Source organism: Niabella pedocola (assembly GCF_021044425.1).
Taxonomy (GTDB): domain Bacteria; phylum Bacteroidota; class Bacteroidia; order Chitinophagales; family Chitinophagaceae; genus Niabella; species Niabella pedocola.
In genome coordinates this window covers 1-20,545 of sequence record NZ_JAJNEC010000007.1, presented here as the reverse complement: position 1 = coordinate 20,545, position 20,545 = coordinate 1, and the positions used below count along the sequence as shown (strand labels likewise).

The 20,545-nt window shown below is 47.3% G+C and carries 21 protein-coding genes and 1 rRNA gene; 15 read left to right on the top strand and 7 right to left on the bottom strand.

Going from position 1 to position 20,545, the window contains the following annotated elements:
* The first annotated feature begins 120 nt into the window (after window positions 1-120).
* Window positions 121-591, top strand: a complete 471-nt coding sequence (locus LQ567_RS21190) for a hypothetical protein (RefSeq protein ID WP_231007776.1) — start codon at window positions 121-123, stop codon at window positions 589-591.
* Window positions 592-616: 25 nt separating this feature from the next.
* Here the strand turns inward: LQ567_RS21190 and LQ567_RS21185 are convergent, their stop codons facing one another.
* Window positions 617-1,054 (bottom strand): hotdog fold thioesterase, encoded by a 438-nt coding sequence (locus LQ567_RS21185; RefSeq protein ID WP_231007775.1) that lies wholly within the window; start codon window positions 1,052-1,054, stop codon window positions 617-619.
* A gap of 358 nt (window positions 1,055-1,412) precedes the next feature.
* On the opposite strand from LQ567_RS21185, the gene mqo reads away from it, so the two are divergent.
* From mqo to LQ567_RS21145, 8 genes are all read left to right on the top strand, one after another.
* Window positions 1,413-2,939, top strand: coding sequence for a malate dehydrogenase (quinone) (gene mqo, locus LQ567_RS21180; protein ID WP_231007774.1), 1,527 nt, complete (start codon window positions 1,413-1,415; stop codon window positions 2,937-2,939).
* A gap of 254 nt (window positions 2,940-3,193) precedes the next feature.
* Complete coding sequence (locus tag LQ567_RS21175; RefSeq protein ID WP_231007772.1) at window positions 3,194-3,583, top strand: BlaI/MecI/CopY family transcriptional regulator; 390 nt, start codon at window positions 3,194-3,196, stop codon at window positions 3,581-3,583.
* Window positions 3,580-5,085 carry a M56 family metallopeptidase gene (locus LQ567_RS21170; RefSeq protein WP_231007770.1) on the top strand — a complete coding sequence of 502 codons (1,506 nt, stop codon included), beginning with the start codon at window positions 3,580-3,582 and terminating at the stop codon, window positions 5,083-5,085. Before LQ567_RS21175 ends, LQ567_RS21170 begins: the two co-directional genes overlap by 4 nt.
* A gap of 264 nt (window positions 5,086-5,349) precedes the next feature.
* Window positions 5,350-6,075: a porin family protein gene (locus LQ567_RS21165; RefSeq protein WP_231007768.1), complete on the top strand. Its 726-nt coding sequence runs from the start codon at window positions 5,350-5,352 to the stop codon at window positions 6,073-6,075.
* Between the two features lie 171 nt (window positions 6,076-6,246).
* A complete protein-coding gene (rhaT, locus tag LQ567_RS21160) occupies window positions 6,247-7,371 on the top strand; it encodes an L-rhamnose/proton symporter RhaT (RefSeq protein WP_231007766.1) in 1,125 nt (374 codons plus the stop codon).
* Window positions 7,372-7,393: 22 nt separating this feature from the next.
* A complete protein-coding gene (locus LQ567_RS21155; protein ID WP_231007765.1) occupies window positions 7,394-9,514 on the top strand; it encodes a bifunctional aldolase/short-chain dehydrogenase in 2,121 nt (706 codons plus the stop codon).
* A 154-nt stretch (window positions 9,515-9,668) separates the two neighbouring features.
* Window positions 9,669-10,943, top strand: a complete 1,275-nt coding sequence (locus LQ567_RS21150; protein WP_231007764.1) for an L-rhamnose isomerase — start codon at window positions 9,669-9,671, stop codon at window positions 10,941-10,943.
* A 110-nt stretch (window positions 10,944-11,053) separates the two neighbouring features.
* Window positions 11,054-12,382, top strand: a complete 1,329-nt coding sequence (locus LQ567_RS21145; RefSeq protein ID WP_231007763.1) for an FGGY-family carbohydrate kinase — start codon at window positions 11,054-11,056, stop codon at window positions 12,380-12,382.
* Here the strand turns inward: LQ567_RS21145 and LQ567_RS21140 are convergent.
* Genes LQ567_RS21140 through LQ567_RS21130 form a run of 3 tightly spaced genes read right to left on the bottom strand, consistent with a single transcriptional unit; the run spans window position 12,379 to window position 14,036 of the window.
* Window positions 12,379-12,909, bottom strand: coding sequence for a cysteine hydrolase family protein (locus LQ567_RS21140; protein WP_231007762.1), 531 nt, complete (start codon window positions 12,907-12,909; stop codon window positions 12,379-12,381). The two genes, LQ567_RS21145 and LQ567_RS21140, sit on opposite strands and share 4 nt — an antisense overlap.
* Before the next feature lie 53 nt (window positions 12,910-12,962).
* Window positions 12,963-13,457, bottom strand: coding sequence for a DUF6691 family protein (locus LQ567_RS21135; protein WP_231007761.1), 495 nt, complete (start codon window positions 13,455-13,457; stop codon window positions 12,963-12,965).
* A 15-nt stretch (window positions 13,458-13,472) separates the two neighbouring features.
* Entirely contained in the window at window positions 13,473-14,036 is a 564-nt protein-coding gene (locus LQ567_RS21130; protein WP_231007760.1) for a YeeE/YedE family protein, read from the bottom strand.
* A 302-nt stretch (window positions 14,037-14,338) separates the two neighbouring features.
* Between LQ567_RS21130 and LQ567_RS21125 the strand changes: the two genes are divergently transcribed.
* From LQ567_RS21125 to LQ567_RS21105, 5 genes are all read left to right on the top strand, one after another.
* Window positions 14,339-15,604 carry a retropepsin-like aspartic protease gene (locus tag LQ567_RS21125; protein ID WP_231007759.1) on the top strand — a complete coding sequence of 422 codons (1,266 nt, stop codon included), beginning with the start codon at window positions 14,339-14,341 and terminating at the stop codon, window positions 15,602-15,604.
* A 36-nt stretch (window positions 15,605-15,640) separates the two neighbouring features.
* Window positions 15,641-16,180 (top strand): NADPH-dependent FMN reductase, encoded by a 540-nt coding sequence (locus LQ567_RS21120; protein ID WP_231007758.1) that lies wholly within the window; start codon window positions 15,641-15,643, stop codon window positions 16,178-16,180.
* A 5-nt stretch (window positions 16,181-16,185) separates the two neighbouring features.
* Window positions 16,186-16,842 carry a GNAT family N-acetyltransferase gene (locus LQ567_RS21115; RefSeq protein WP_231007756.1) on the top strand — a complete coding sequence of 219 codons (657 nt, stop codon included), beginning with the start codon at window positions 16,186-16,188 and terminating at the stop codon, window positions 16,840-16,842.
* A 98-nt stretch (window positions 16,843-16,940) separates the two neighbouring features.
* Window positions 16,941-17,528, top strand: a complete 588-nt coding sequence (locus LQ567_RS21110) for an HD domain-containing protein (RefSeq protein WP_231007755.1) — start codon at window positions 16,941-16,943, stop codon at window positions 17,526-17,528.
* Window positions 17,529-17,566: 38 nt separating this feature from the next.
* Complete coding sequence (locus LQ567_RS21105; protein ID WP_231007753.1) at window positions 17,567-18,022, top strand: SRPBCC family protein; 456 nt, start codon at window positions 17,567-17,569, stop codon at window positions 18,020-18,022.
* A gap of 8 nt (window positions 18,023-18,030) precedes the next feature.
* On the opposite strand, the gene LQ567_RS21100 is transcribed toward LQ567_RS21105, so the two are convergent.
* The 3 genes from LQ567_RS21100 to LQ567_RS21090 form a co-directional block, all read right to left on the bottom strand.
* Complete coding sequence (locus tag LQ567_RS21100) at window positions 18,031-18,456, bottom strand: SgcJ/EcaC family oxidoreductase (protein WP_231007751.1); 426 nt, start codon at window positions 18,454-18,456, stop codon at window positions 18,031-18,033.
* Window positions 18,457-18,561: 105 nt separating this feature from the next.
* Window positions 18,562-18,960 (bottom strand): cytidine deaminase family protein, encoded by a 399-nt coding sequence (locus tag LQ567_RS21095; RefSeq protein WP_231007749.1) that lies wholly within the window; start codon window positions 18,958-18,960, stop codon window positions 18,562-18,564.
* A 45-nt stretch (window positions 18,961-19,005) separates the two neighbouring features.
* On the bottom strand, window positions 19,006-19,611 hold the full coding sequence (locus LQ567_RS21090; protein WP_231007748.1) for a GrpB family protein: 606 nt from the start codon (window positions 19,609-19,611) through the stop codon (window positions 19,006-19,008).
* 859 nt (window positions 19,612-20,470) lie between these two features.
* Between LQ567_RS21090 and LQ567_RS21085 the strand changes: the two genes are divergently transcribed.
* A 16S ribosomal RNA gene (locus LQ567_RS21085) occupies window positions 20,471-20,545 on the top strand; the annotation flags it as partial.

Genomic DNA, 20,545 nt, shown 5'->3' with positions numbered 1-20,545 from the left:
GATCTTAAAAACCTTCGCAGTGCGGAGGTTTTTTTATGCCGAAATCTTTGTTAAAAGAAGGGCACCTGCATTTTTATACATGCGGAGCAGTTTAATTTTAGAAGACCAAAATCACCGGATATGTCTATTGCAAAACATCGGGTTTCACTGTTCAAAGGCATGCTGCCCTTATTTTTTTTATGTATAACAGCAGGTTGCAGTAAAGATTTCTTTAAATCATATGATAAACGGATCATCGGGCAGTGGGCCCTGTATGATGTCGACAAAGCCGGCTTCGGCAGTTCGAAGGCCGTATACTCGGAAGGAACGTTTCAGTTCGAAGGCGATGGCTCTTTTTTTTATACCCGGCAATCCGGGGCAAAATACACCGGTACCTGGCGACTCAAAAAGTATACGGTTACCGTAACGAATAGCGACGGACAACAAAGCTCCGAACAAAAACACAGCCTGTTGCTTTCTGCAACAAATGTGGAAGATCAGCAAATACTGGCAGAAAATTTTGATGATCTCAATTTTACAAATACGGACCGGTTCAGGGCGGTAGTCAATAACAATTTTAATACGGTTACGTATAAGTTTAGGCGGAACTGATCCCGGTTCTACACAGCTACCTGGCTTAAAATACGCGCTTTTCAATAACCGCAACGGTTAACCGGCTCACACAGGTAAGCTGGTCCGCATCATTGTAAATGCGGATATCCCATACATGGGTTTTGGTGCCCAAATGGAGCGGACTGCAAACTGCCCGAACCATACCGGAAGCTACCGGTTTGAGGTGATTGGCATTTACTTCCATGCCTACCACCATAAATTGAGCAGTGTCTACTACCAGGCTGCTGGCATAAGAGCCTACTGTTTCCGCCAGTGCCACCGAAGCCCCGCCATGAAGAATGCCATAGGGCTGGTGTACTTTTGGGGTAACCGGCATTGTGGCGGTAAGCGTATCGTCTGTCACCCCGGTGAATCGTATATCGAGATAGCTGCCCATATATTCGGGCGTATGATTCAACTCATCCAGTGCAACGGGTTTTTTCCAGATCATTTTCTTTTTCATTAAATATAGGTTTTCTCTGCCAGAAAGGAATGCAGCAAGAAGGAGGATGTCCGGGCGGACGGCGGGTTGTAGTTTTTCTCCCGCACAGATTTCCCAGATGCACACAGCGGATTCTAGTTTTTTCTATGGCAGCTGGTGTAATCCGTGAGCAATCATTGGCGGCTACAGACAACCAATGCGCCTGCCCGTCCGGTAAAATGCCTGGTTTGTGGGGCATAATAAAACGACTGTTCGTACTACCGGGAGAAAATGACTGTTTTTTTCATTAATAAATAAAAAGTATAACGTTTTCGAAAGTTATATTTTCTCCAGTTCTTTTTAATTTTGCACCACATTTTAAGGACTAAAATCGCTGAACGTGGCTAAAAGAAAAGAAATAGATACTGATGTAGTATTGATTGGTGCAGGGATCATGAGCGCAACATTAGGCGCTTTTATCAATGAGCTGGAACCGGGGCATTCCATTCATATTTTTGAACGCCTGGGCCGGATGGCCGGGGAAAGTTCAGACGCCTGGAACAATGCAGGTACCGGTCACGCCGCTTTATGCGAGCTGAATTATACACCTGAGAGGGAAGACGGGAGTATTGAAACTAAAAAGGCGCTGGATATTATTGAACAGTTTGAGCAATCCAAGCAATTTTGGTCGTACCTGGTTAAGAATGGGCAGATCGATGATCCGAAAGATTTTATCCGCACCGTGCCGCATATGAGTTTTGTGCGTGGAGAAAATGATGTAAACTATCTCCGCAAGCGGTACCAGGCCTTGCAGCAATTCGAATTGTTTAAGGGAATGGAGTATTCAGAAGATCCGGAGGTGATCAAAAACTGGATACCGCTGGTTGTTGAAGGACGCGACCGTTCGGAGAAAATTGCAACAACCTACACGGAGTTGGGAACGGATGTGGATTACGGCGCGTTAACGAAGATCTTTATTGATAATATGGTTGAAAGAGGAAATACGGAACTGCACCTGCTGCATGAAGTATATGACCTCATCCGGCAAGATGACGGAAGGTGGAAAGTAAAAGTAAAAAACCTTTCTACCGGTGAAAAAGTGATCTACTACTCACGGTTTGTATTCATCGGCGCAGGCGGCGGATCGCTGCATTTGCTGCAGGATAGCGACATTCCCGAAAGTAAACTCTATGGCGGGTTTCCGGTGGGTGGCCAGTGGCTGGTATGCAGTAACCCGGAAGTAGTTGCCAAGCATCATGCAAAAGTATACGGGCAGGCTTCAGTAGGCGCACCGCCTATGAGCGTGCCTCACTTAGATACCCGTGTAATGGGAGAGGAAACCTCCATCCTGTTTGGCCCCTTTGCTACGTTCTCCACGAAATTCCTCAAAGAAGGTTCTTACTGGGATCTGTTTGAATCCATCAAATACTGGAATATTGTATCGCTGATGCGGGTAGGACTTAAAAACTATGAACTGGAAAAATACCTGATCCAGCAGCTCAGCCTGTCTTTTGAAGACCGTCTTGAAGCGTTGCGGGTATTTTACCCGGAGGCAAAAACGGAGGACTGGAAGCTGGAAGAAGCAGGCCAGCGGGTACAGATCATTTATAAAGATGCCGAAAAAGGCGCATCCTTACAATTCGGAACGGAGATCGTTACCAGTGAAGACGGCACCATCGGGGCCCTGCTGGGGGCATCTCCGGGTGCTTCAACATCGGTATCCATTATGCTAACATTACTGGAGCGTTGTTTCCCCGACCGTTTTAACGGAAAATGGAATGAAAAATTAAAAGCCATGATTCCGTCTTTAGGACAAAACCTGGAAGAGAACGAAACACTGCGCTACCAGGTGCGTACAGAAACCTGCGAACTGCTGCAGCTAAGCTGGAAGGAACCGGTGCCCGTAGGAATAGCTATAGATGCCTGATTGATACCATAACCCTAACGTTATAAGCCTCCGTAATGCGGGGGCTTTTTTTGTGCTTCTGCGATTATTACCACGGGCGCACAGACCTTTTTGGGGCTGTAGATGACTGTACCTCTTTCAATTTCAATAGCACAAGAGAAGCGGTCGGTGTACCGGCCGGAGAGGAACGCAGTGCTTCGGTGATAGGTATAAAAGAAAATTTGTTCGTTTTGATTTTTATTCTACATTTGTAGAAACAAGTCTATATTTGTAGAATGATTAAGTTGTCAAAATCAGAAGAACAGTTAATGGAATATATCTGGAAAGCAGAAAAGGCCTTTATGAAAGACCTGATCGAAGCATTTCCGGATCCCAAGCCTGCCAGTACAACCGTAGCCACGCTCTTAAAGCGCATGACCGATAAAGGGGTGATCGGTTATACCCAGTATGGAAATTCCCGGGAATATTATCCTTTAATCAAAAAGGCCGATTATTTTTCGAAGCACGTGACCAGCATGATCAAAAACTATTTTGATGATTCCGTGCTGCAGTTTGCTTCGTTTTTTACAAAAGAAGCGAAGCTAAGCCGGGAGCAGCTGGAAGCATTAAAGAAGATCGTGGATGGGCAAATTCAATCACTGTCTGATTCAAAAAAGAAAAAATGATCCTTTATCTTCTAAAAGTCATTGCCTGCAGCGGGTTACTGTATGCCTTTTACTACGGCTTCCTGCAAAAGGAAAAGATGCTTGTGTTTAACCGGTTTTACCTGTTGGGGACTATGCTGTGCTCCTTTCTGATTCCACTGGCAGTAATAGAAGTGCGGCTGAAAGCGGTAGTGCTGCAGCCGTCAACAGGAGCGGTCATTTCTCCGGTTCCGGAAATCGTTTCCTGGCCGGAGCTGCTGACGCAATGGGCTTTTGCGGCGGCCGGAGTGGTAAGTGTGGTATTGCTGTTGCGTTTTGTGTGGCAATTGTACCAGATGCAGCAAAGACTAAAGGGAAATGAGCAACGTGTTTTTGAAGGGGCAACACTTGTATTGCCGGAAGTGCCGGTAACACCGCATTCCTTTTTTAATTATATCATTTTGAACAAGGCGGATTTTGATTCCCGAAGGATCGAGACGGCTATTCTTATACACGAGCTTGCACATGTGCGTCAAAAACATACCTGGGATATTGTGCTGGCAGAATTTATGGGTGCGCTGATGTGGTTCAATCCCTTCTTACGCTTATACCGGAGGGCCATCCGGCTCAATCACGAGTTTCTGGCAGACCAGGCCGCCGCCGGGGGACAGGAACAACGGGTGGCTTACCAGCAACTGTTACTAAAAAGTATTTACGTAAATCAATCCATACCGCTTGCAAGCAGTTTCTATTTTTTAACTACAAAAAAAAGGTTACTTATGTTACAGCAAGAAACAAATCGGTTCAGAACGGGCATAAAGGCCATCGTAGTGGCGCCGGTACTGGTCCTGCTTATTTTTACATTTGCAGAGCGGGTATACACGCAGGAGCTTCCGCCACCGCCGCCTAAAGTACCCAAGGAACAAAAGATGCCGGAGGATATTAAAAGCCTTAGTGTAATAACACCCAAAGGAAAGGCGGTGGCCGTTTTAACATACAGGAACGGAAAAACGGTAAAAGCAGATATCAGCAGTGCGGAAAAACAAGCCGCATTTGAAAGCAAATATGGGGTAGAAATTCCACCTCCACCACCACCCCCGCCGCCACCAAAAGCGCCCAAAGAACAAAAGATGCCGGAGGATATTAAAGGGGTTAGTGTAATTGCACCTCAGGGGAAGGCAGTAGCCGTTTTAACATACAAGAATGGGAAAACGGTAAGAGCGGATATCAGCAGTGCGGAAAAGCAAGCCGCATTTGAAAGCAGATACGGGGTAGAAATTCCGCCGCCGCCACCGCCAACGGTACCGGTACCAACGGAAACACCGGCCGTGTCGGCTTCTCCGGCTATATTCGTTGCTGAAGACGGCGACGCCCTTGTGAGCGTTCCGAAACAACAGCTGAAGTTTGTAGCGGAATCGCTTCCGGCTGTTCCCACAGAAAAAAGAGTAGCGCCGGTAAAACGTGTACAGGCAATACAACCGCTGGCACCGGTGCCGGCAGACGGGAACGGCGTTAAAGAGTTAAAGAGGTTCAAAGGTAGATGAACGACCAGGACCGGATTTGCCCGGAGACATTCGCTTCGGTGTTTTCGGGGGCAGAACGGGAATCGTATATTAAAAGATCAACAGGATGTTGATCTTTTTTTGTCAGGAATGGTTTAAAAAATTATGAAAACATTTACTTTGCGGGTCCCGAAATGCAAAGGAATGTTTAAAAAGTGGCGGGATGGTGATATTGGCGCAGCTATTGTTTAATAATTAATGTCTTAAGGTCTGTACCAGGTGATTATTTAATAAAACTCTTAAGTTATGAAACGAAGTAAACTTGTTCTGAAATCCTTGTTGCTTGCTACGGCCGTTGCCATTTCCGGCGCTGCTATGGCGCAGGTAGAAGTGGGCGTGCGCGCGGGCGTTAATCTTTCCAATCTTACCATAAAAGATGCAGATGGTAAAACGGTAAATGGAGCCAAACTTACACCCGGTTTTAACGCGGGTCTTACCTTCGATATTCCGGTTGCAGACGAATTTTATATCCAGCCCGGTGCCTTGTTCAGTATGAAAGGGGCCAAGCTGGAAAAAAACGCACATGAATACTTTAATTCCGATGCTTATTCTCCGGCCGATGCGGGTGATTATACCCGGTTGAATACCTACAACCTTGAAGTGCCGGTGAACTTTATTTTTAAGCCTGCTGCAGGAAACGGAAACCTGTTGATTGGGGCCGGCCCTTATTTTTCATATGCCCTGGGCGGAAAGTTTAAACGGGTTACCAATAGCTACGGAACCGAATCCGGGAAACTGGAATTTGCAAACGACTATAACGACTTTGGTGATGACCCGGGTAAAATGACATTTGGTAAACGGGCTGACGTAGGAGCTAACCTGCTATTTGGTTATGAATTTGCGAATCGTTTTTCAGTACAACTGAACGGCCAGCTGGGGCTTACAAACCTGGAACCAAAGTCTGACGGGCGTAAACCGGACGAGGTATTAAAGAACAACAATTTTGGTCTTTCAATAGGCTATAAATTCTAAGGATAAGATAGAATGTATGAATGTAACCGCTCCCGCAGGGAGCGGTTTTTTTTGTGCAATCGTTGCCGGTTTAAGATTTTGTTAAAGGACACGCGAAGCATGACAGTACATGACGGTAGTCTGTTTTAAACGGGATATTTTTGAGCTTTAATGATTGCTTAAAAGAAGTTCATGAACGCACTATTGGGAGTTATATTTCACTTTATCGGAGGGTTTGCTTCCGGGAGTTTTTACATCCCTTATAAAAAAGTAAAGGGATGGTCATGGGAATCGTATTGGCTGATCGGCGGCGTTTTTTCCTGGCTGATTGTACCGCCCCTGGCAGCCTGGCTTACCATTCCTAATTTCTGGGAAATCATCCAGACTGCAGGAGGTACTACTATTGGTTATGCCTATCTTTTTGGATTGCTGTGGGGTATTGGCGGCCTGACCTACGGCCTAGGGGTCCGTTATCTGGGTGTATCCCTGGGAAGCAGTATTATCCTGGGACTGTGTATGGTGTTTGGGGCATTGATTCCTGCATTGTATTACCAGTTGAACCCTACTGATGGAAAAGATACCATCGGCTTGCTGTTTGGAACCACCTGGGGACGGGTTGTGATGCTCGGCTTGCTGGTTTGTATCATGGGGATCGTTGTTTCGGGGAAAGCCGGTATGCGCAAAGAAAAAGAACTGACTGCGGCACCGGCAGCCGGTGATGCGGGTGCTGAAAATACGGCCATCAAGGAAGCCGATCATCTTTCAGGAAAGGATGAATATAAGTTCGGACTGGGCATACTGGTGGCGATCGTTTCCGGGGTATTGAGTGCCTGTTTCAACTTTGGTATTGAGGCTGGCAAACCGATGGCGGATGCGGCCAATGCGTTGTGGAAAGCAGCACATCCGGGCCAGGGCGAATTCCTTTACCAGAATAATGTATCCTATGTAGTGATCCTGTGGGGTGGACTTACCACCAACCTGATCTGGTGCCTGATCCTGAACGCGCGCAATAAAACATTTGGGGATTATACCAACCGTAAAACTCCGTTACTGTCCAATATCATTTTTTGTGCGCTGGCCGGTACCACCTGGTTCCTCCAGTTCTTTTTCTACGGGATGGGAGAAAGCAAGCTGGGAAATGGTCCAAGCTCCTGGATCCTGCATATGGCCTTTATTATTTTGATCGCCAATGTATGGGGATTGATCCTGAAAGAATGGAAAGGTGTCAGTAAAAAAACCTTTACTACAGTAGTGCTGGGTATCATCATTATTTTGATATCGGTGTTGCTGGTAGGCTACGGGAATTCATTAAGATAAAATATAAAAAGAACATCAGTATATGAGCGCAGAAGCGAAAACATTTAAGCATGTAAGTTATTTATGGGATGAAGCCACTGCAGCAGCAATGGCCGGTGATGAAGTGGCATTGCTGATCTACCGTTCCAACTTATTGGGTGCAGATCTCCGTCTTACGAATTACGGAGGCGGCAATACCTCCTGTAAGGTAATGGCAAAAGACCCGCTTACTAATGAAGAAAAGGAGATCATGTATGTAAAGGGCAGTGGCGGCGACCTGGGTACATTAAAGAAGAGCGGACTGGCGGCATTGTATGTAGACCGTTTGCGAAGCCTCAAAGCGATTTACAGAGGGATCGAACATGAAGATGAAATGGTAGAACTCTTTAACCATTGTATCTACGATCTGGCGTCCAAGGCTCCGTCTATTGATACACCGTTACATGGGTTTCTGCCGTTCAAACATATTGACCACCTGCATCCCGATGCCGCTATTGCGATTGCAGCAGCAAAGGATGGAAAGAAGATCACGGAAGAATTATTCGGAGGCTCCATTGGCTGGGTTCCTTGGCAGAAACCGGGGTTCGACCTGGGCCTGCAGCTCAAACAGTGTTTGGACGAAAACCCGGGAATCAGGGGCATCATGCTGGGCTCGCATGGATTGTTTACCTGGGGCGATACCGCTTATGAAAGCTATCTGAACACCCTGGAGGTTATTGAAAAATGTGCTGAATACATTGAGCAGCACGAGGGGAAAACGGGACCGGTATTTGGCGGGGAAAAACGGGCGGCGTTACCGGGAGAAGAGCGGTTGCAAAAGGCAGCTGCACTGGCGCCGGTATTACGGGGGTTTTGTTCCTCTCATACCAAAATGGTGGGCCATTTTACGGATGACGAACGGGTATTGCAGTTTATCAATTCCAACGACCTGGATCGCCTGGCTCCGTTGGGTACTTCCTGCCCCGATCATTTTTTGCGCACCAAGATCAGTCCGCTGGTGTTAAACCTGACTACCGATGAGGATCTGGAAGATGTAACATCCATTAAGGAAAAAATAGCGCCCTTGTTTGAAGCTTATCGCAACATGTACGCGGATTATTATAAAACCTGCAGGCACTCAAACAGTCCGGCTATGCGGGATCCCAACCCGGTGGTGATCATTTATCCGGGGGTGGGCATGTTCACCTTTTCAAAAGATAAACAGACAGCGCGGGTAGCCGCAGAATTTTATACCAATGCCATCAACGTAATGCGCGGTGCCGAAGCGATCTCAGAATACACCTCGTTACCCCGTCAGGAGGCATTCAATATTGAATACTGGTTACTGGAAGAGGCCAAACTGCAGCGCATGCCGAAACCCAAACCATTGAGCGGCCGGATTGCACTGGTTACCGGAAGCGGCGGTGGCATCGGAAAAGCGATTGCCCAGAAGTTTGCGGAAGAGGGCGCCTGTGTGATCATCAACGACATCAACCCGGAACGGGTACAGGAAACAACGGCTGAATTTCAAAAAACATTTGGCAGGGATGCCGCAGCTTCAGTGGTGCTGGATGTAACCAGCAATGATTCGATCCAAACAGCCATTGATGAAGCCGTAAGAGCATTTGGCGGGCTGGATATCATTGTGAACAATGCAGGCATCAGCATTTCCAAATCTATAACCGACCATACCATTGAAGAGTGGGACCGGTTATATGATATCCTGGTGAAGGGCCAATTTATGGTTTCCAAACAAGCGGTTGCCGTAATGCGCAAACAGGATATCGGGGGCGACATCATCAACATCGTTTCTAAAAATTCTATTGTGTCTGGTCCCAATAATGCGGGCTATGGCTCGGCCAAGGCGGCGCAGGCACATCTTTCCAGGCTGCTTGCTGCAGAGCTGGGTGCTGATAAAATCCGCGTAAACTCGGTAAATCCGGATGCTGTAATCGCCAACTCCAATATCTGGGCCGGAGGATGGGCCGAAGGGCGTGCCAAGGCATATGGCATTACCGTGGAGGAACTGCCGGCCTATTACGCCAAACGTACGTTGATGAATGAAATGATTCTTCCGGAGGATATTGCCAATGCCTGCTTTATCTTTGTAAGCGGCTTGCTGAATAAATCCACGGGTAATGTGCTGAATGTAGATGGAGGAGTAGCGGCTGCATTTTTACGATAACAACGTCTTCATATAACAAGCAATACAAGAGTTGATGATTTTCTAATCGGTCAACTCGTTTTTTTAAGATCTTTAAAACAACAGCAGCTTATAAACAGCACCGGATTCCGGTTGTTTTTTGGGCTGCATGTTTAAACCGATATAAAGTTTTTTTATGTTACTGACAAAAACTCAGATCGAACAGCATAACGATGCATTGCTGACACAACATCAACGGAATTTTGAATTTATCTCCGGTAACATTCCGGGGATCGAGGGCGTCATTAAAAAGCTGACGGACTTCCAGGTGGCCATTCCTTCCTGGGCCCTTGGAAACGGCGGTACGCGTTTTGGCCGCTTTGCCGGCAGGGGAGCGCCTTCCACACTGGAGCAGAAACTGGAAGATGTAGGATTGCTGCACCAGTTTAACCGGTCAAGCGGCGCCATTTCATTGCACATACCCTGGGATATACCCAAAGATGCAACGGCATTAAAACAACTGGCAACGCAACTGGACCTGAAGTTTGATGCGATGAACTCCAATACCTTCCAGGATCAGCCCGGACAGGCACATAGTTATAAATATGGTTCTTTGCAGCATATAGATAAGGCGGTACGGAAACAGGCGATCGAGCATAATATAGAAGTGATTAAATACGGCCAGGAGCTGGGTTCCGCAGCCTTAACTATTTGGCTGGCCGATGGATCCTGTTTCCCGGGACAACTCAGTTTCCGTAAGGCCTTTAATAATACACTGGAAAGCCTTGGCGAAATTTATGATGCATTGCCGGAGCAATGGAAGGTATTTGTGGAGTATAAGGCATTTGAGCCCAACTTTTACTCAACTACCGTAGGCGATTGGGGACAGTCGTTCTTATTTGCCAGCAAACTGGGTGAAAAGGCATACACCCTGGTAGACCTTGGGCATCACCTGCCCAATGCAAATATAGAGCAGATCGTAGCCTTGCTGCTGAATGAAAAAAAACTCGGTGGATTCCATTTTAACGACAGTAAGTATGGCGATGATGATCTTACGGTGGGAAGCATTAAGCCTTACCAGCTATTCCTGATCTTTAAAGAACTGGTAGACGGCATGGACGCAAGGGGCATGGATCATGCTACCGGTTTGGGATGGATGATCGATGCCAGCCATAATGTAAAAGATCCGCTGGAAGACCTGCTGCAAAGTGTGGAAGCCATTAAGATTGCCTATGCCCAGGCCTTGCTGGTGGATGCGGCTCAGTTGGAAACCGCACAGGAAAATAATGATGTAACGCTGGCCCAGGAGCTGCTTCAGGGGGCATACCGTACAGATGTGCGCCCCATTCTGGCGGAGGCCCGCCTGCGTGCCGGTGCAGCCCTGGATCCTATCGCCCTGTTCCGTCAGCTAAAAGTGCGGGATCAGCTGGTGAACGAGCGGGGAGAAAATGCCGTGGCAACGGGGCTGTAAATGGTCTGCCATCAGACTTCAGCAGTCAGCTGAGAGCAAAAATCTGAAATCTGAAGTCTGGAATCTGAAGTCTGAAATCAGATTGCTGAAAACTAATATCTGACATATAAATGAGTGCCATTCCGGGAATAGCGGTATTTGATATCGGGAAGACCAATAAGAAGTTTTTTTTCTTCGACGAGGATTACCAGATCGTGGAAGAAGAAATGCAAAGCTTTTATGAAACAAGAGATGAGGATGGATTCCCTTGTGATGATATTCATGCAATCGGTGATTGGGTAAAGCGTAAGCTGGCGGAAAAACTGAAAGACCCTGCTATAAAGGTTCGGGCCGTCAATTTCTCTACCTATGGCGCCAGCTTTGTACACATAGATGCGGCCGGCCGGCCGTTAGCACCACTATATAACTACCTGAAGCCTTTTCCGGAAGACCTGGGCGATCTGTTTTACTACCGCCATGGAGGAAGAGAGCAGTTTGCAACAGAAACAGCATCCCCCATTTTAGGCAACCTGAATTCGGGTTTACAGCTGTATCGCATAAAAGAGCAACAACCGCATTTGTTCGGAGAAATATACCGATCCCTGCACCTGCCTCAATACCTGGGGTTTCTCACCCACGGGAAATTATTTTCAGACATTACCAGTATCGGTTGTCATACCGCTTTATGGAATTTCCGAAGGAACGATTACCATCAATGGGTGGCGGAGGAAGGCATCGGTAATAAACTGGCTCCTTTATTCCCTTCTGATGGAACCATTGACACATTTATTGAAGGGCAACCGTTGAAATGCGGCGTGGGGCTGCACGATAGCTCGGCTGCTTTTATTCCCTATATGTGTATGATTAAGGAGCCCTTTGTATTGCTGTCTACCGGTACCTGGAGTATCTCCATGAATCCTTTTAATAAAAATCCGCTCACCACAAAGGAGCTGCAACAGGATTGTTTATCCTATCTTACCTACCAGGGAATGCCCCTGAAGTCTTCGCGTTTATTTGCCGGTAATGAGCATGAAGAGGAGGTGAAAAAACTGGCAGCCTTCTATCATTTGAATCCGAAATATTTTCATGGAATCCGCTTTGCACAGGAACTAACGGCTCCCGCAGATGATACCGCTGTGGCCTCGTCATTTGTTTTTTCGGACGGGCAAACGGTGGAAAAGACCTATCATGATTTGATACAACACCTGGTCAAAAAGCAAAAACATTCCACGGAGCTGGTGCTGAATGATACGGAGGTGAAGCAATTATATATCGATGGCGGCTTCGCGCGCAATGAAATTTTTATGAACCTGATGGCGCAGGCCTTTCCCTATATGGAAGTATATGCCGCATCCGTATCGCAAGCCACTGCAGCAGGAGCGGCACTGGCCATTCATGCAGACTGGAATCGAAAAGAGGATGCCGCCCATTTATTGGAGGTAAAGCGTTATACTGTTTAGGACCCGGGGCAATGGATCATTGCACCTTTTTGCGTCATTGCTGCTAGTGCCTGTTCCTTTATCTGCTGTTTATCGTCTGCGGAGCCCAGCAGGTCCGGACAAAGTGTGACCCGGAATCCTCTTGAAAGTGCATCCAGTGCAGTAGCTTTTACACAATATTCGGCAAGAAAGCCACAGAGCAGGAGATGATCAACCTGTTCCTGTTGCAGCTGCTCTGAAAAGCCCTTTGATGAAAAACAACTGTGTCCCGTTTTTTCAAATTGCCGGAGAAGCCCAATGTCTTTCAGGCTGCTTTGATGACCTTCCGTACCCGGGATACAGGTTGAAAACCCTGGCCCAAACTGGTTGGGAAGATAGGTGGAGTAAACCAGGATAACCTGGCCGGGCTGGGTTTGTTTCAGCAGGAGGTTGAGCTTTTGAACGACGGTATGGATTTGGTTTAGTGCGCGGTGTTTTTTCCAGTAGGCAAACCCTGGTTCCGTAAAATCTTTTTGGGCATCAATGATAACGATCCGGTTTTTTAACATGGAGATGAACGGCTGCTGACAACAAAAATAGATTGCGTTTTAAGGAGGTTTTTTTAATGGGGCAGTTCTCCCCGGAACCGGCCATACACCCAGGTTCCGGCAATGGCACTCAGGAGCGTAATCACAATCACCGTAGCACCGGTTCCAATCTGCGCAAACAGCGGGCCGGGGCAGGCCCCGGTAAGTGCCCAGCCAAGGCCAAAGATCAATCCGCCAAAGATCTGTCCCTTGTTAAACTTCTTGGGCTGAATTTCGATCCTTTCTCCGCTGATCGTTTTGATATGAAATTTTTTAATCAGCCAGATGGAGATCATACCCACCACAACAGCGCTTCCGATAACACCGTACATATGGAAGGATTGCAACCGGAACATTTCCTGTATACGGAACCAGCTGATCACTTCGGCCTTGGTAAAAACAATTCCGAAAATGATCCCTGCAATAAGAAAGCGGATATGGAAGCCTTCCTTTCCGGTATCAGCAGCCGGCTCCTCTGTAAATTCATCTTCTGAAGGTTTGGGAAACTGTTTGTTGTCTTCTTTGATCATTGCTAAGCTGTTTTATTAAAGGGATAAGATCCAGGGGAGTAATACATTGGCTGCCAGGAAGCCGCCGATCATAAAACAAATAGTGGCTACCAGCGAGGGCCATTGAAGGTTCGATAAGCCCATAATGGCATGCCCGCTGGTGCAACCGCCGGCATACCGGGTTCCAAAACCTACAAGAAATCCGCCGGCAATCATCAGGATGGCTCCCCGGGCTGTTAACAGGGAGTGCCAGTTAAAAAGATCGGCGGGAACCAGGTTATGATAGTCGGTAATACCTTGTTTTGCGAGGTCGGTTGCCAGTTGCGGTGCAATCTTTACCGGTCCGGGGTCGGTAAGGAAATACGCGGCAATCATTCCCCCGAAGAAAATACCTAATACGAAAAGCAGGTTCCATCGTTCCTTTTTCCAGTTATACCGGAAAAAAGGAATGCCGGAAGGAATACAGGCCGCACAAATATGTCGCAACGAAGAACTGATCCCAAAGGGTTTGTTGCCAAGTAATAACAGCGCCGGTACGATGAGCCCGATAATGGGCCCGGCCACATACCAGGGCCAGGGTTGTTTTATAAATTCTAACATCTTCAATCCGGATTTTATATGCTAAGCTATCAAATATTTTTTTAACCGGCCGCCCGGTGTTCCCTGATGAATGCCTGAAGGCTATGCGGATCTTTTTGTGTGGCTTGTGGTAAAAAAGGAACGGTGAGGCGTTCAAAAAGTTGCAACGGTTTTTCGAGTATCCATCCGGCATATGCCGGATGAACAGGGAAGCGCCGAATATTGCTATTTTTGTGTGTTACCGGGCTAAGCAGGCGCATCCTCAAGACCGCCAGTTTTATGAAGTACAAACGGGCGCGTGGACCGGTTTTTATATAAATGCAATGAAACACTTTTTACTGAGGGGAATAGTATTCCTGGTGGTTGGGATACCGGTGTTTTGCCGGGCACAGATGGAAAACACTTCTTTTAAAATGATCTGTTCAGCCATCGGGCAGAAGGATTTTTTTAAAGCCCGTACGCTTTACAATGCAGACCAGCGGCAACTTTCTGTCGTGCAACAGCAGTTTATTGAAGCAGTACTGTCCAACGCCTTTAACCGGCCGCAGGCATCAAATCAAAAGATCGGCCCGTTATTAAAAGCCGGCGGCGGTTTGCCGGATTCGTTACAACTCCGCTTATACCGGATCCGGGAAGATAATTATGTAAAGCTGCACCAGTATAAAGCGGCTAAGACCGCCGTGCAGGAATTATTAAACCGGTATGGAACAATTTTGAAGGAAGAGGAAAAAAGCGACCTGGAAAATAATCTGAAGTTATGGACAGCATTGGAACCGGTGCCGCCACAGCGGGTTCAGCTGCGGAGCAGCCGCATAAAGATGGAAAAGGATAAAGCCGGTTTGAACAACCTGGATATGATTACAGAAAGCGATACGCTGAGTTGTATTTTTGATACCGGGGCAAATTTGTCTACCATTACCCGGTCGGCAGCGCAAAGCTTAAAACTGGAGGTGATCCCCGCGGGCATTGATGTGGGTGCACTTACCGGTAATACCGTAAAAGCAGATCTTGGTGTTTGTAAAAAAATGCGCATTGGCAACAATATCATCGAAGAGGTTGTTTTTCTGGTGTTGCCGGATGAGGCACTGGCATTTCCGCAGATCGGGTACCAGATCCACGGGATCCTGGGTTTTCCTGTTATTGAAGCACTCCGGGAGGTACAGGTAACTCAGGACGGCTACTTTATCGTGCCGGAGAAGGAAACCGATATCCACACTGCGTCCAATATGGCTATTGATGGCCTGTCGCCGCTGATCCAGATCGATGGCCGGCATTTTACATTTGATACCGGGGCCGATCATACAATCCTGTACCGGTCTTTCTTTTTGGAGCAACAGCCGCAGCTTATCCGCAGCTGGAAGCCGGTTAAGATCGGTTTAGGAGGTGCCGGTGGAAAAAAAGAGTACGAGGGCTATAAGATCAGCCATACATTCAGCATCCTGGGCAGGAATGTTCAGTTAGACAGTATTTCTTTATTAAAGGAGCCGGTCAGTAATGAAACCGTTTATGGAAATATTGGCCAGGATCTGATCCGGAAGTTTAAAAAGATGACCCTGAATTTTGACAGGATGTTTATTAAATTCGATTAAAACAATAGCAGGATTGCCACTGCATAAAAAAACAGGATGGAAAACCGGAAACATATTTTAGTGATCATTGGCAGCGCAAGCGCCGGTTCCAGCAGCGAAAAGCTGGCGCTGAATTTTGCCCGGCAAACAGAAGCAGCTTTTGCCATCACGGTGTATAATGTGCTAAAGACCCTGCCTCATTTTGATCCTGAACTTGCTGTTGCCAACCCACCCGAAGCCGTGGTGGCCCTTCGCAGGGAGATTGAGCAGGCCGATGGTGTATTGATCTGTACGCCGGAATATATTTTCAGCATTCCCAGCGGTTTGAAAAATGCGATTGAATGGTGCGTAGCTACAACGGTCTTTTCGGAAAAGCCGGTTGGCCTGGTTACCGCATCGGCCAGTGGGGTAAAAGGACATGAAGAACTGAAGATGATCATGCGAACGGTTGGTGCATTATTTACAGAAAGCACCACCTTGCTGATCCAGGGTGTGAAGGGCAAGGTTAGCGGGGAGGGACAAATCACGGATGCAGCAACGGGAACGGCATTTGAACAATTTACCGGTGCTTTTAAAGAACTTGTGACCCCTCAATAATTTTTATGTCTGCAAACCGGTCTGTTGTAGCCACATGGATCAAAGGCTGGGCGCTGGCCCGCGGCGTTACGGCACCGGTTGCCATACCGGGTGGCTTCCGGGTTCATGTAGGATGGCCGGAACAAAAAGAACGCTATGTTTTTCCCGGAATGACAGCTGCTTTTACGAACCTGGGCAATATCATCACGGAACCCTGGGTCTTTCTGAAGGTGTGCGCCCCTCCCGATCATGTGAGTGCTGTATTGCCGGCACATTGGGAAATCCAATCCCCGGGATATCTGATGATGAAAATCGGTTTTGTTCCTGAGGGCGATGTTCCGCTTGCTCGGGGATACCATTTGAAAACAGCACTGCAGCTCCCGGTACCGGTGGTGCATATAGTTACGGATAGCGGCGACATCGCAGCCAGCGGGCGGATTGCCCTGGCAGATGATGCTGCTATTTATGATCGTATCATTACAGCACCTGCACATCGGCGCAGGGGATTGGCCACTATTGTAATGAAGCGGCTTACTGCTATTGCCTGTTCCCACGGTATTACAACGGGTATGCTGGTGGCTACCGGGGAGGGCAGGGCACTTTACGAAACCCTGGGCTGGAAATTGCTTGCCCCTTACACCAGCGCGGTGATTCCCGGAAACGGATCGTTGGGCGCGGGTTAATAAAACCTGTACCATTACTGGAATGCATCGAATGCCATGCCGGATAGAAAAAGTGTAAGGGGCAACGCTGCACCGCCCGGAGTTTGTACCTTTGGTTGATGATTGAACAACTCATAAGGCAAATCGAATTTATTAAAGAGATCGACAAGCTCAAATATGTGCTGCGTCGTACCTGCCTGCTTCACAGTAACCGCAGGGAAAACGACGCCGAGCATAGCTGGCATCTGGCAATGATGGCCATTATACTTGCGGAACATGCCAATGAGCCGGTTGACCTGCTGAAGGTATTGAAAATGGTGTTGATGCATGACATCGTTGAAATTGATTCAGGGGACGTGTTCATATACGATACAAAGCAAAATCACACCAATACGGAGGAAGAGTTAAAAGCGGCCCGCAGGATCTTCGGAATGTTGCCGCAATCACAGGCGGAAGCGCTTATTGCGATATGGGAGGAGTTTGAAGCGGGGCAGACTGCCGAAGCAAAATTTGCAAGGGCCTTAGACCGGCTGGAACCATTGCTTCAGAATACATCCAATGACGGAGGTACCTGGAAGGAGTTTGATGTACGTTACGACCAGGTGGTTATGAAAAAGAAAGTGATTGCCCGGGGCTCTGAACAGCTGTGGGCATTTGCCGAAGACCTGCTGCAACAAAATCTCGAAAAGGGCATTCTGAAAAAATAATTTCGGCGGAGGGCCGGAAACAAGAAGCGGTGTCAGCAATGGAAGCGCAAATTATAGAAAAAAGCATTTGTATCAATGCCGGCAGGGAATGCATCTGGCAGGTGCTTACTGTACCGGTGCTCATGCTGCAGTGGATGGGCGATCCGGAAATGAAGCTGGAGGTGCTTACCCAATGGGAGGCAGGGCAGCCCCTGGTCATTAAAGGCGTGCATCATCTGCCATTTGAAAACAAGGGCATCGTTCTGGCGGCCGAGCCGGGGTACCAGCTTCGATACAGCCAGCTGAGTTCGCTGTCGCGGCTCGAAGAAACGGAGCGCAATTATTCAATATTTGAATTTCTCCTGACTCCAGATGGCACGGGAACCCGGTTATCACTTACGATTACACAATTTCCTACAGATACGATTTATAAACACCTGGCTTTTTACTGGAACGGAACCTTATTAAAAATAAAACGGGTAGCTGAAAACGAAATGGTATGCGGGTCATTTTAAAGACTTACTTATTTTGTCAGCAGCCGCTGCAATAACCCCGGTTTGCGGATCCTGCCGTTCTGGAAAGATGCGATCTTCCAGTCTCCGTCAGACTGGCGGATGAACACGCTGGTGTTGATGGATAGCCGGTTCTGCAGCAATTTTTTTTGCCAGCGGAATTTTATTCCACCCGTAGCAATGGCAATAGCTGTATCGGGGCCGGTGGCTTTGATCTGTACGGATCTGTATTGCAGCGTAGCCCCGCGAAACAGTTTCATTTCGGAGAGGCGCTGATGCGCAAGAAGATTTTCCTCGATGCCTTTGAGATGCTGTCCGTTAAAAGTGATGTAGTCGCAATCTTCCGTAAAAAGATCATTGAATAATGCAAGGGTAGGATGTTGAAACAATGCCTCCATTTTATCCAGCTTGCCGTTAATGATTGGGTCGATCGTCATTGTTTTTTTAACAAAACTAACGGGCAGCGCCGGCGGGCTGAAGTTGTTCCAGGTAACGGAACAAAACAGAACGGTAAGCGGGGACATAAACCGGTGAGCAGTGGGCTACCATATATAGCCGGCGGTTTCTTTCCAATCGTAAGGCAGGATCTCTGAAAGCGGCACCTGGAGGCCATCCCTCACTTCAACAAGCGTTTGCAAATTGGAGCGGGACAACTGGCTGATCAGTTCCCTGCATCTGCCGCAGGGAGGCACCGCCTCACCGTTGCTGTTGACGGCAACGATTGCTTTGATCTTATATTCGCCATGCTTCAGCATTTCGGCAATGGCGCTGTGTTCTGCGCAGAAGCCCATTGAACAGGCCGTGTCAATACTGATGCCGGTGTAGATATTGCCGGCTTCCGTTTCCAGGGCCGCACCTACGCCTGCAACCGTTATAAAATCATTAAGCTGTTTTTCACCCGTAATGCTGCGGGCCATTTGTTTAAGTGTTGCTGTATTCATATTTGTTGTATTTGAAGGGGAGGTGGACCGCAGGTGATCCGCCTGTTATAGAGCGGCATGGTGCCGGTGGTACCAGGTTACCGCATGTTGTTCTGCTGTTTTAAGGAATGCATCCTTGGCCGCGTTGTATGCGTTGCCATCGGTCCATTCTAGGGACCCCAGTTCCTGTTTCAGCTGTTGATAAGCCGTTTTTACATCCGGGTGCGTACGCAGGTAGTTGCGGAATGCGATATGCCGTATCCAATGTTCAGATTGAAGCGGCAGTACATGAATATGTGCCCGCCGGTGATGGTGGTCGTTTAGCGCAGCAGGAATAACGTCGCCTTCCCGGATCCGGATGGGAAGCGATAGATCGGCGGGTTCGGTATGTAATTTCACGAAAAAGCGGCGATAGGGCATTGCACTATTATACGTTTCATAGTAGATATAGCCACGGTTCATCAATGCCTGCGGTAGATGATCAAGATCCTTTATGTGCTTTACGCCAACCAACAGGTCGATGATGGGCTTTGCAGCCAGCGTTTCCACAGACGTGCTGCCGATATGTTCAATTTGAGGATCCCATAATCCGGTGATTGCAGCGAGCTCTTTTTTCAGCGCTTCGAAATCCGTTGTCCATTCGGGGTTGTAGGGAACTATTTCGATCTTCATGTTGTATGTATATGGTTCAAAGATAATCGTTCTTTGAAAGGAGGCGTTCTGGTGCCGGGCGGAAGGGAAACGTTTGCAACGATGAAGGATCGGTGTTGGGTGGCGGCTGTATATGGCAATAGCTTTTGTTGACCGGTAGGATCTGTTTAAAAACAGATCTGCTGATGGCGTCATTTCTTTGGTCTGAGGTCTGTTGCTGATACCTTTCTGTATGTGTTTCTGTATGGCGGTAGGATTAAAGGCAGGAGTATGATAGCGGCCGTTTGCTACAGGCCGGGAGAAAAATATTTGAAAAAAAAGTAAAATAAATTTGCCTGTTTCAAAATCCTTCCTATCTTTGCACTCCCAAATCAAACGGTACCTTAAAATTACCGGTAAGTTCTTAGAATACAATTAGTTAGATCAAAAAAAGTTTAAAATAAATTTTCAATTTTTTTTGGCGGTTTGAAAAGGAATTGTATCTTTGCAACCCGATTGAAAAACGGGATAGTTCTTAAAAAAGAGTTGAAGAAAAAGAAAAAATAAATTTGGCGGTTTGAAAATAAGTTTTTAACTTTGCAACCCCAAACGGTGATCGAGGGATGAGAAATGAGATCACAAGTTCTTCAAAATTAGATAGATGATACAGCGATTAAGGCGCGATACTGGTTCAAATCCGGTGGTATTAGCAAGTTGTAGGAGTTGCCTTTTAGGGGTAATGAATACGCAAAGATCTTTGAAAGTTTGGAAGCAATAGCACAATTCAGTCACATTAAATTGTGACAACGAAAAGGTAAGTCAAAAAGCAAATAACATTAGATTTTTGACACGTTAATTTTTCTCTTGAGAATTTTTAGATGTCAGTAAGTCAAACTCATTTACAACGGAGAGTTTGATCCTGGCTCAGGATGAACGCTAGCGGCAGGCTTAATACATGCAAGTCGTGGGGTAGAGA

Excerpts from the sequence above, each read along its gene's own strand:
- LQ567_RS21190 (WP_231007776.1), top strand. The coding sequence starts at position 121 with ATGTCTATTGCAAAACATCGGGTTTCACTGTTCAAAGGCATGCTGCCC.
- LQ567_RS21185 (WP_231007775.1), bottom strand. The coding sequence starts at position 1,054 with ATGAAAAAGAAAATGATCTGGAAAAAACCCGTTGCACTGGATGAGTTG.
- LQ567_RS21175 (WP_231007772.1), top strand. The coding sequence starts at position 3,194 with ATGATTAAGTTGTCAAAATCAGAAGAACAGTTAATGGAATATATCTGG.
- LQ567_RS21170 (WP_231007770.1), top strand. The coding sequence starts at position 3,580 with ATGATCCTTTATCTTCTAAAAGTCATTGCCTGCAGCGGGTTACTGTAT.
- LQ567_RS21165 (WP_231007768.1), top strand. The coding sequence starts at position 5,350 with ATGAAACGAAGTAAACTTGTTCTGAAATCCTTGTTGCTTGCTACGGCC.
- rhaT (WP_231007766.1), top strand. The coding sequence starts at position 6,247 with ATGAACGCACTATTGGGAGTTATATTTCACTTTATCGGAGGGTTTGCT.
- LQ567_RS21155 (WP_231007765.1), top strand. The coding sequence starts at position 7,394 with ATGAGCGCAGAAGCGAAAACATTTAAGCATGTAAGTTATTTATGGGAT.
- LQ567_RS21150 (WP_231007764.1), top strand. The coding sequence starts at position 9,669 with ATGTTACTGACAAAAACTCAGATCGAACAGCATAACGATGCATTGCTG.
- LQ567_RS21145 (WP_231007763.1), top strand. The coding sequence starts at position 11,054 with ATGAGTGCCATTCCGGGAATAGCGGTATTTGATATCGGGAAGACCAAT.
- LQ567_RS21140 (WP_231007762.1), bottom strand. The coding sequence starts at position 12,909 with ATGTTAAAAAACCGGATCGTTATCATTGATGCCCAAAAAGATTTTACG.
- LQ567_RS21135 (WP_231007761.1), bottom strand. The coding sequence starts at position 13,457 with ATGATCAAAGAAGACAACAAACAGTTTCCCAAACCTTCAGAAGATGAA.
- LQ567_RS21130 (WP_231007760.1), bottom strand. The coding sequence starts at position 14,036 with ATGTTAGAATTTATAAAACAACCCTGGCCCTGGTATGTGGCCGGGCCC.
- LQ567_RS21125 (WP_231007759.1), top strand. The coding sequence starts at position 14,339 with ATGAAACACTTTTTACTGAGGGGAATAGTATTCCTGGTGGTTGGGATA.
- LQ567_RS21120 (WP_231007758.1), top strand. The coding sequence starts at position 15,641 with ATGGAAAACCGGAAACATATTTTAGTGATCATTGGCAGCGCAAGCGCC.
- LQ567_RS21115 (WP_231007756.1), top strand. The coding sequence starts at position 16,186 with ATGTCTGCAAACCGGTCTGTTGTAGCCACATGGATCAAAGGCTGGGCG.
- LQ567_RS21110 (WP_231007755.1), top strand. The coding sequence starts at position 16,941 with ATGATTGAACAACTCATAAGGCAAATCGAATTTATTAAAGAGATCGAC.
- LQ567_RS21105 (WP_231007753.1), top strand. The coding sequence starts at position 17,567 with ATGGAAGCGCAAATTATAGAAAAAAGCATTTGTATCAATGCCGGCAGG.
- LQ567_RS21100 (WP_231007751.1), bottom strand. The coding sequence starts at position 18,456 with ATGACGATCGACCCAATCATTAACGGCAAGCTGGATAAAATGGAGGCA.
- LQ567_RS21095 (WP_231007749.1), bottom strand. The coding sequence starts at position 18,960 with ATGAATACAGCAACACTTAAACAAATGGCCCGCAGCATTACGGGTGAA.
- LQ567_RS21090 (WP_231007748.1), bottom strand. The coding sequence starts at position 19,611 with ATGAAGATCGAAATAGTTCCCTACAACCCCGAATGGACAACGGATTTC.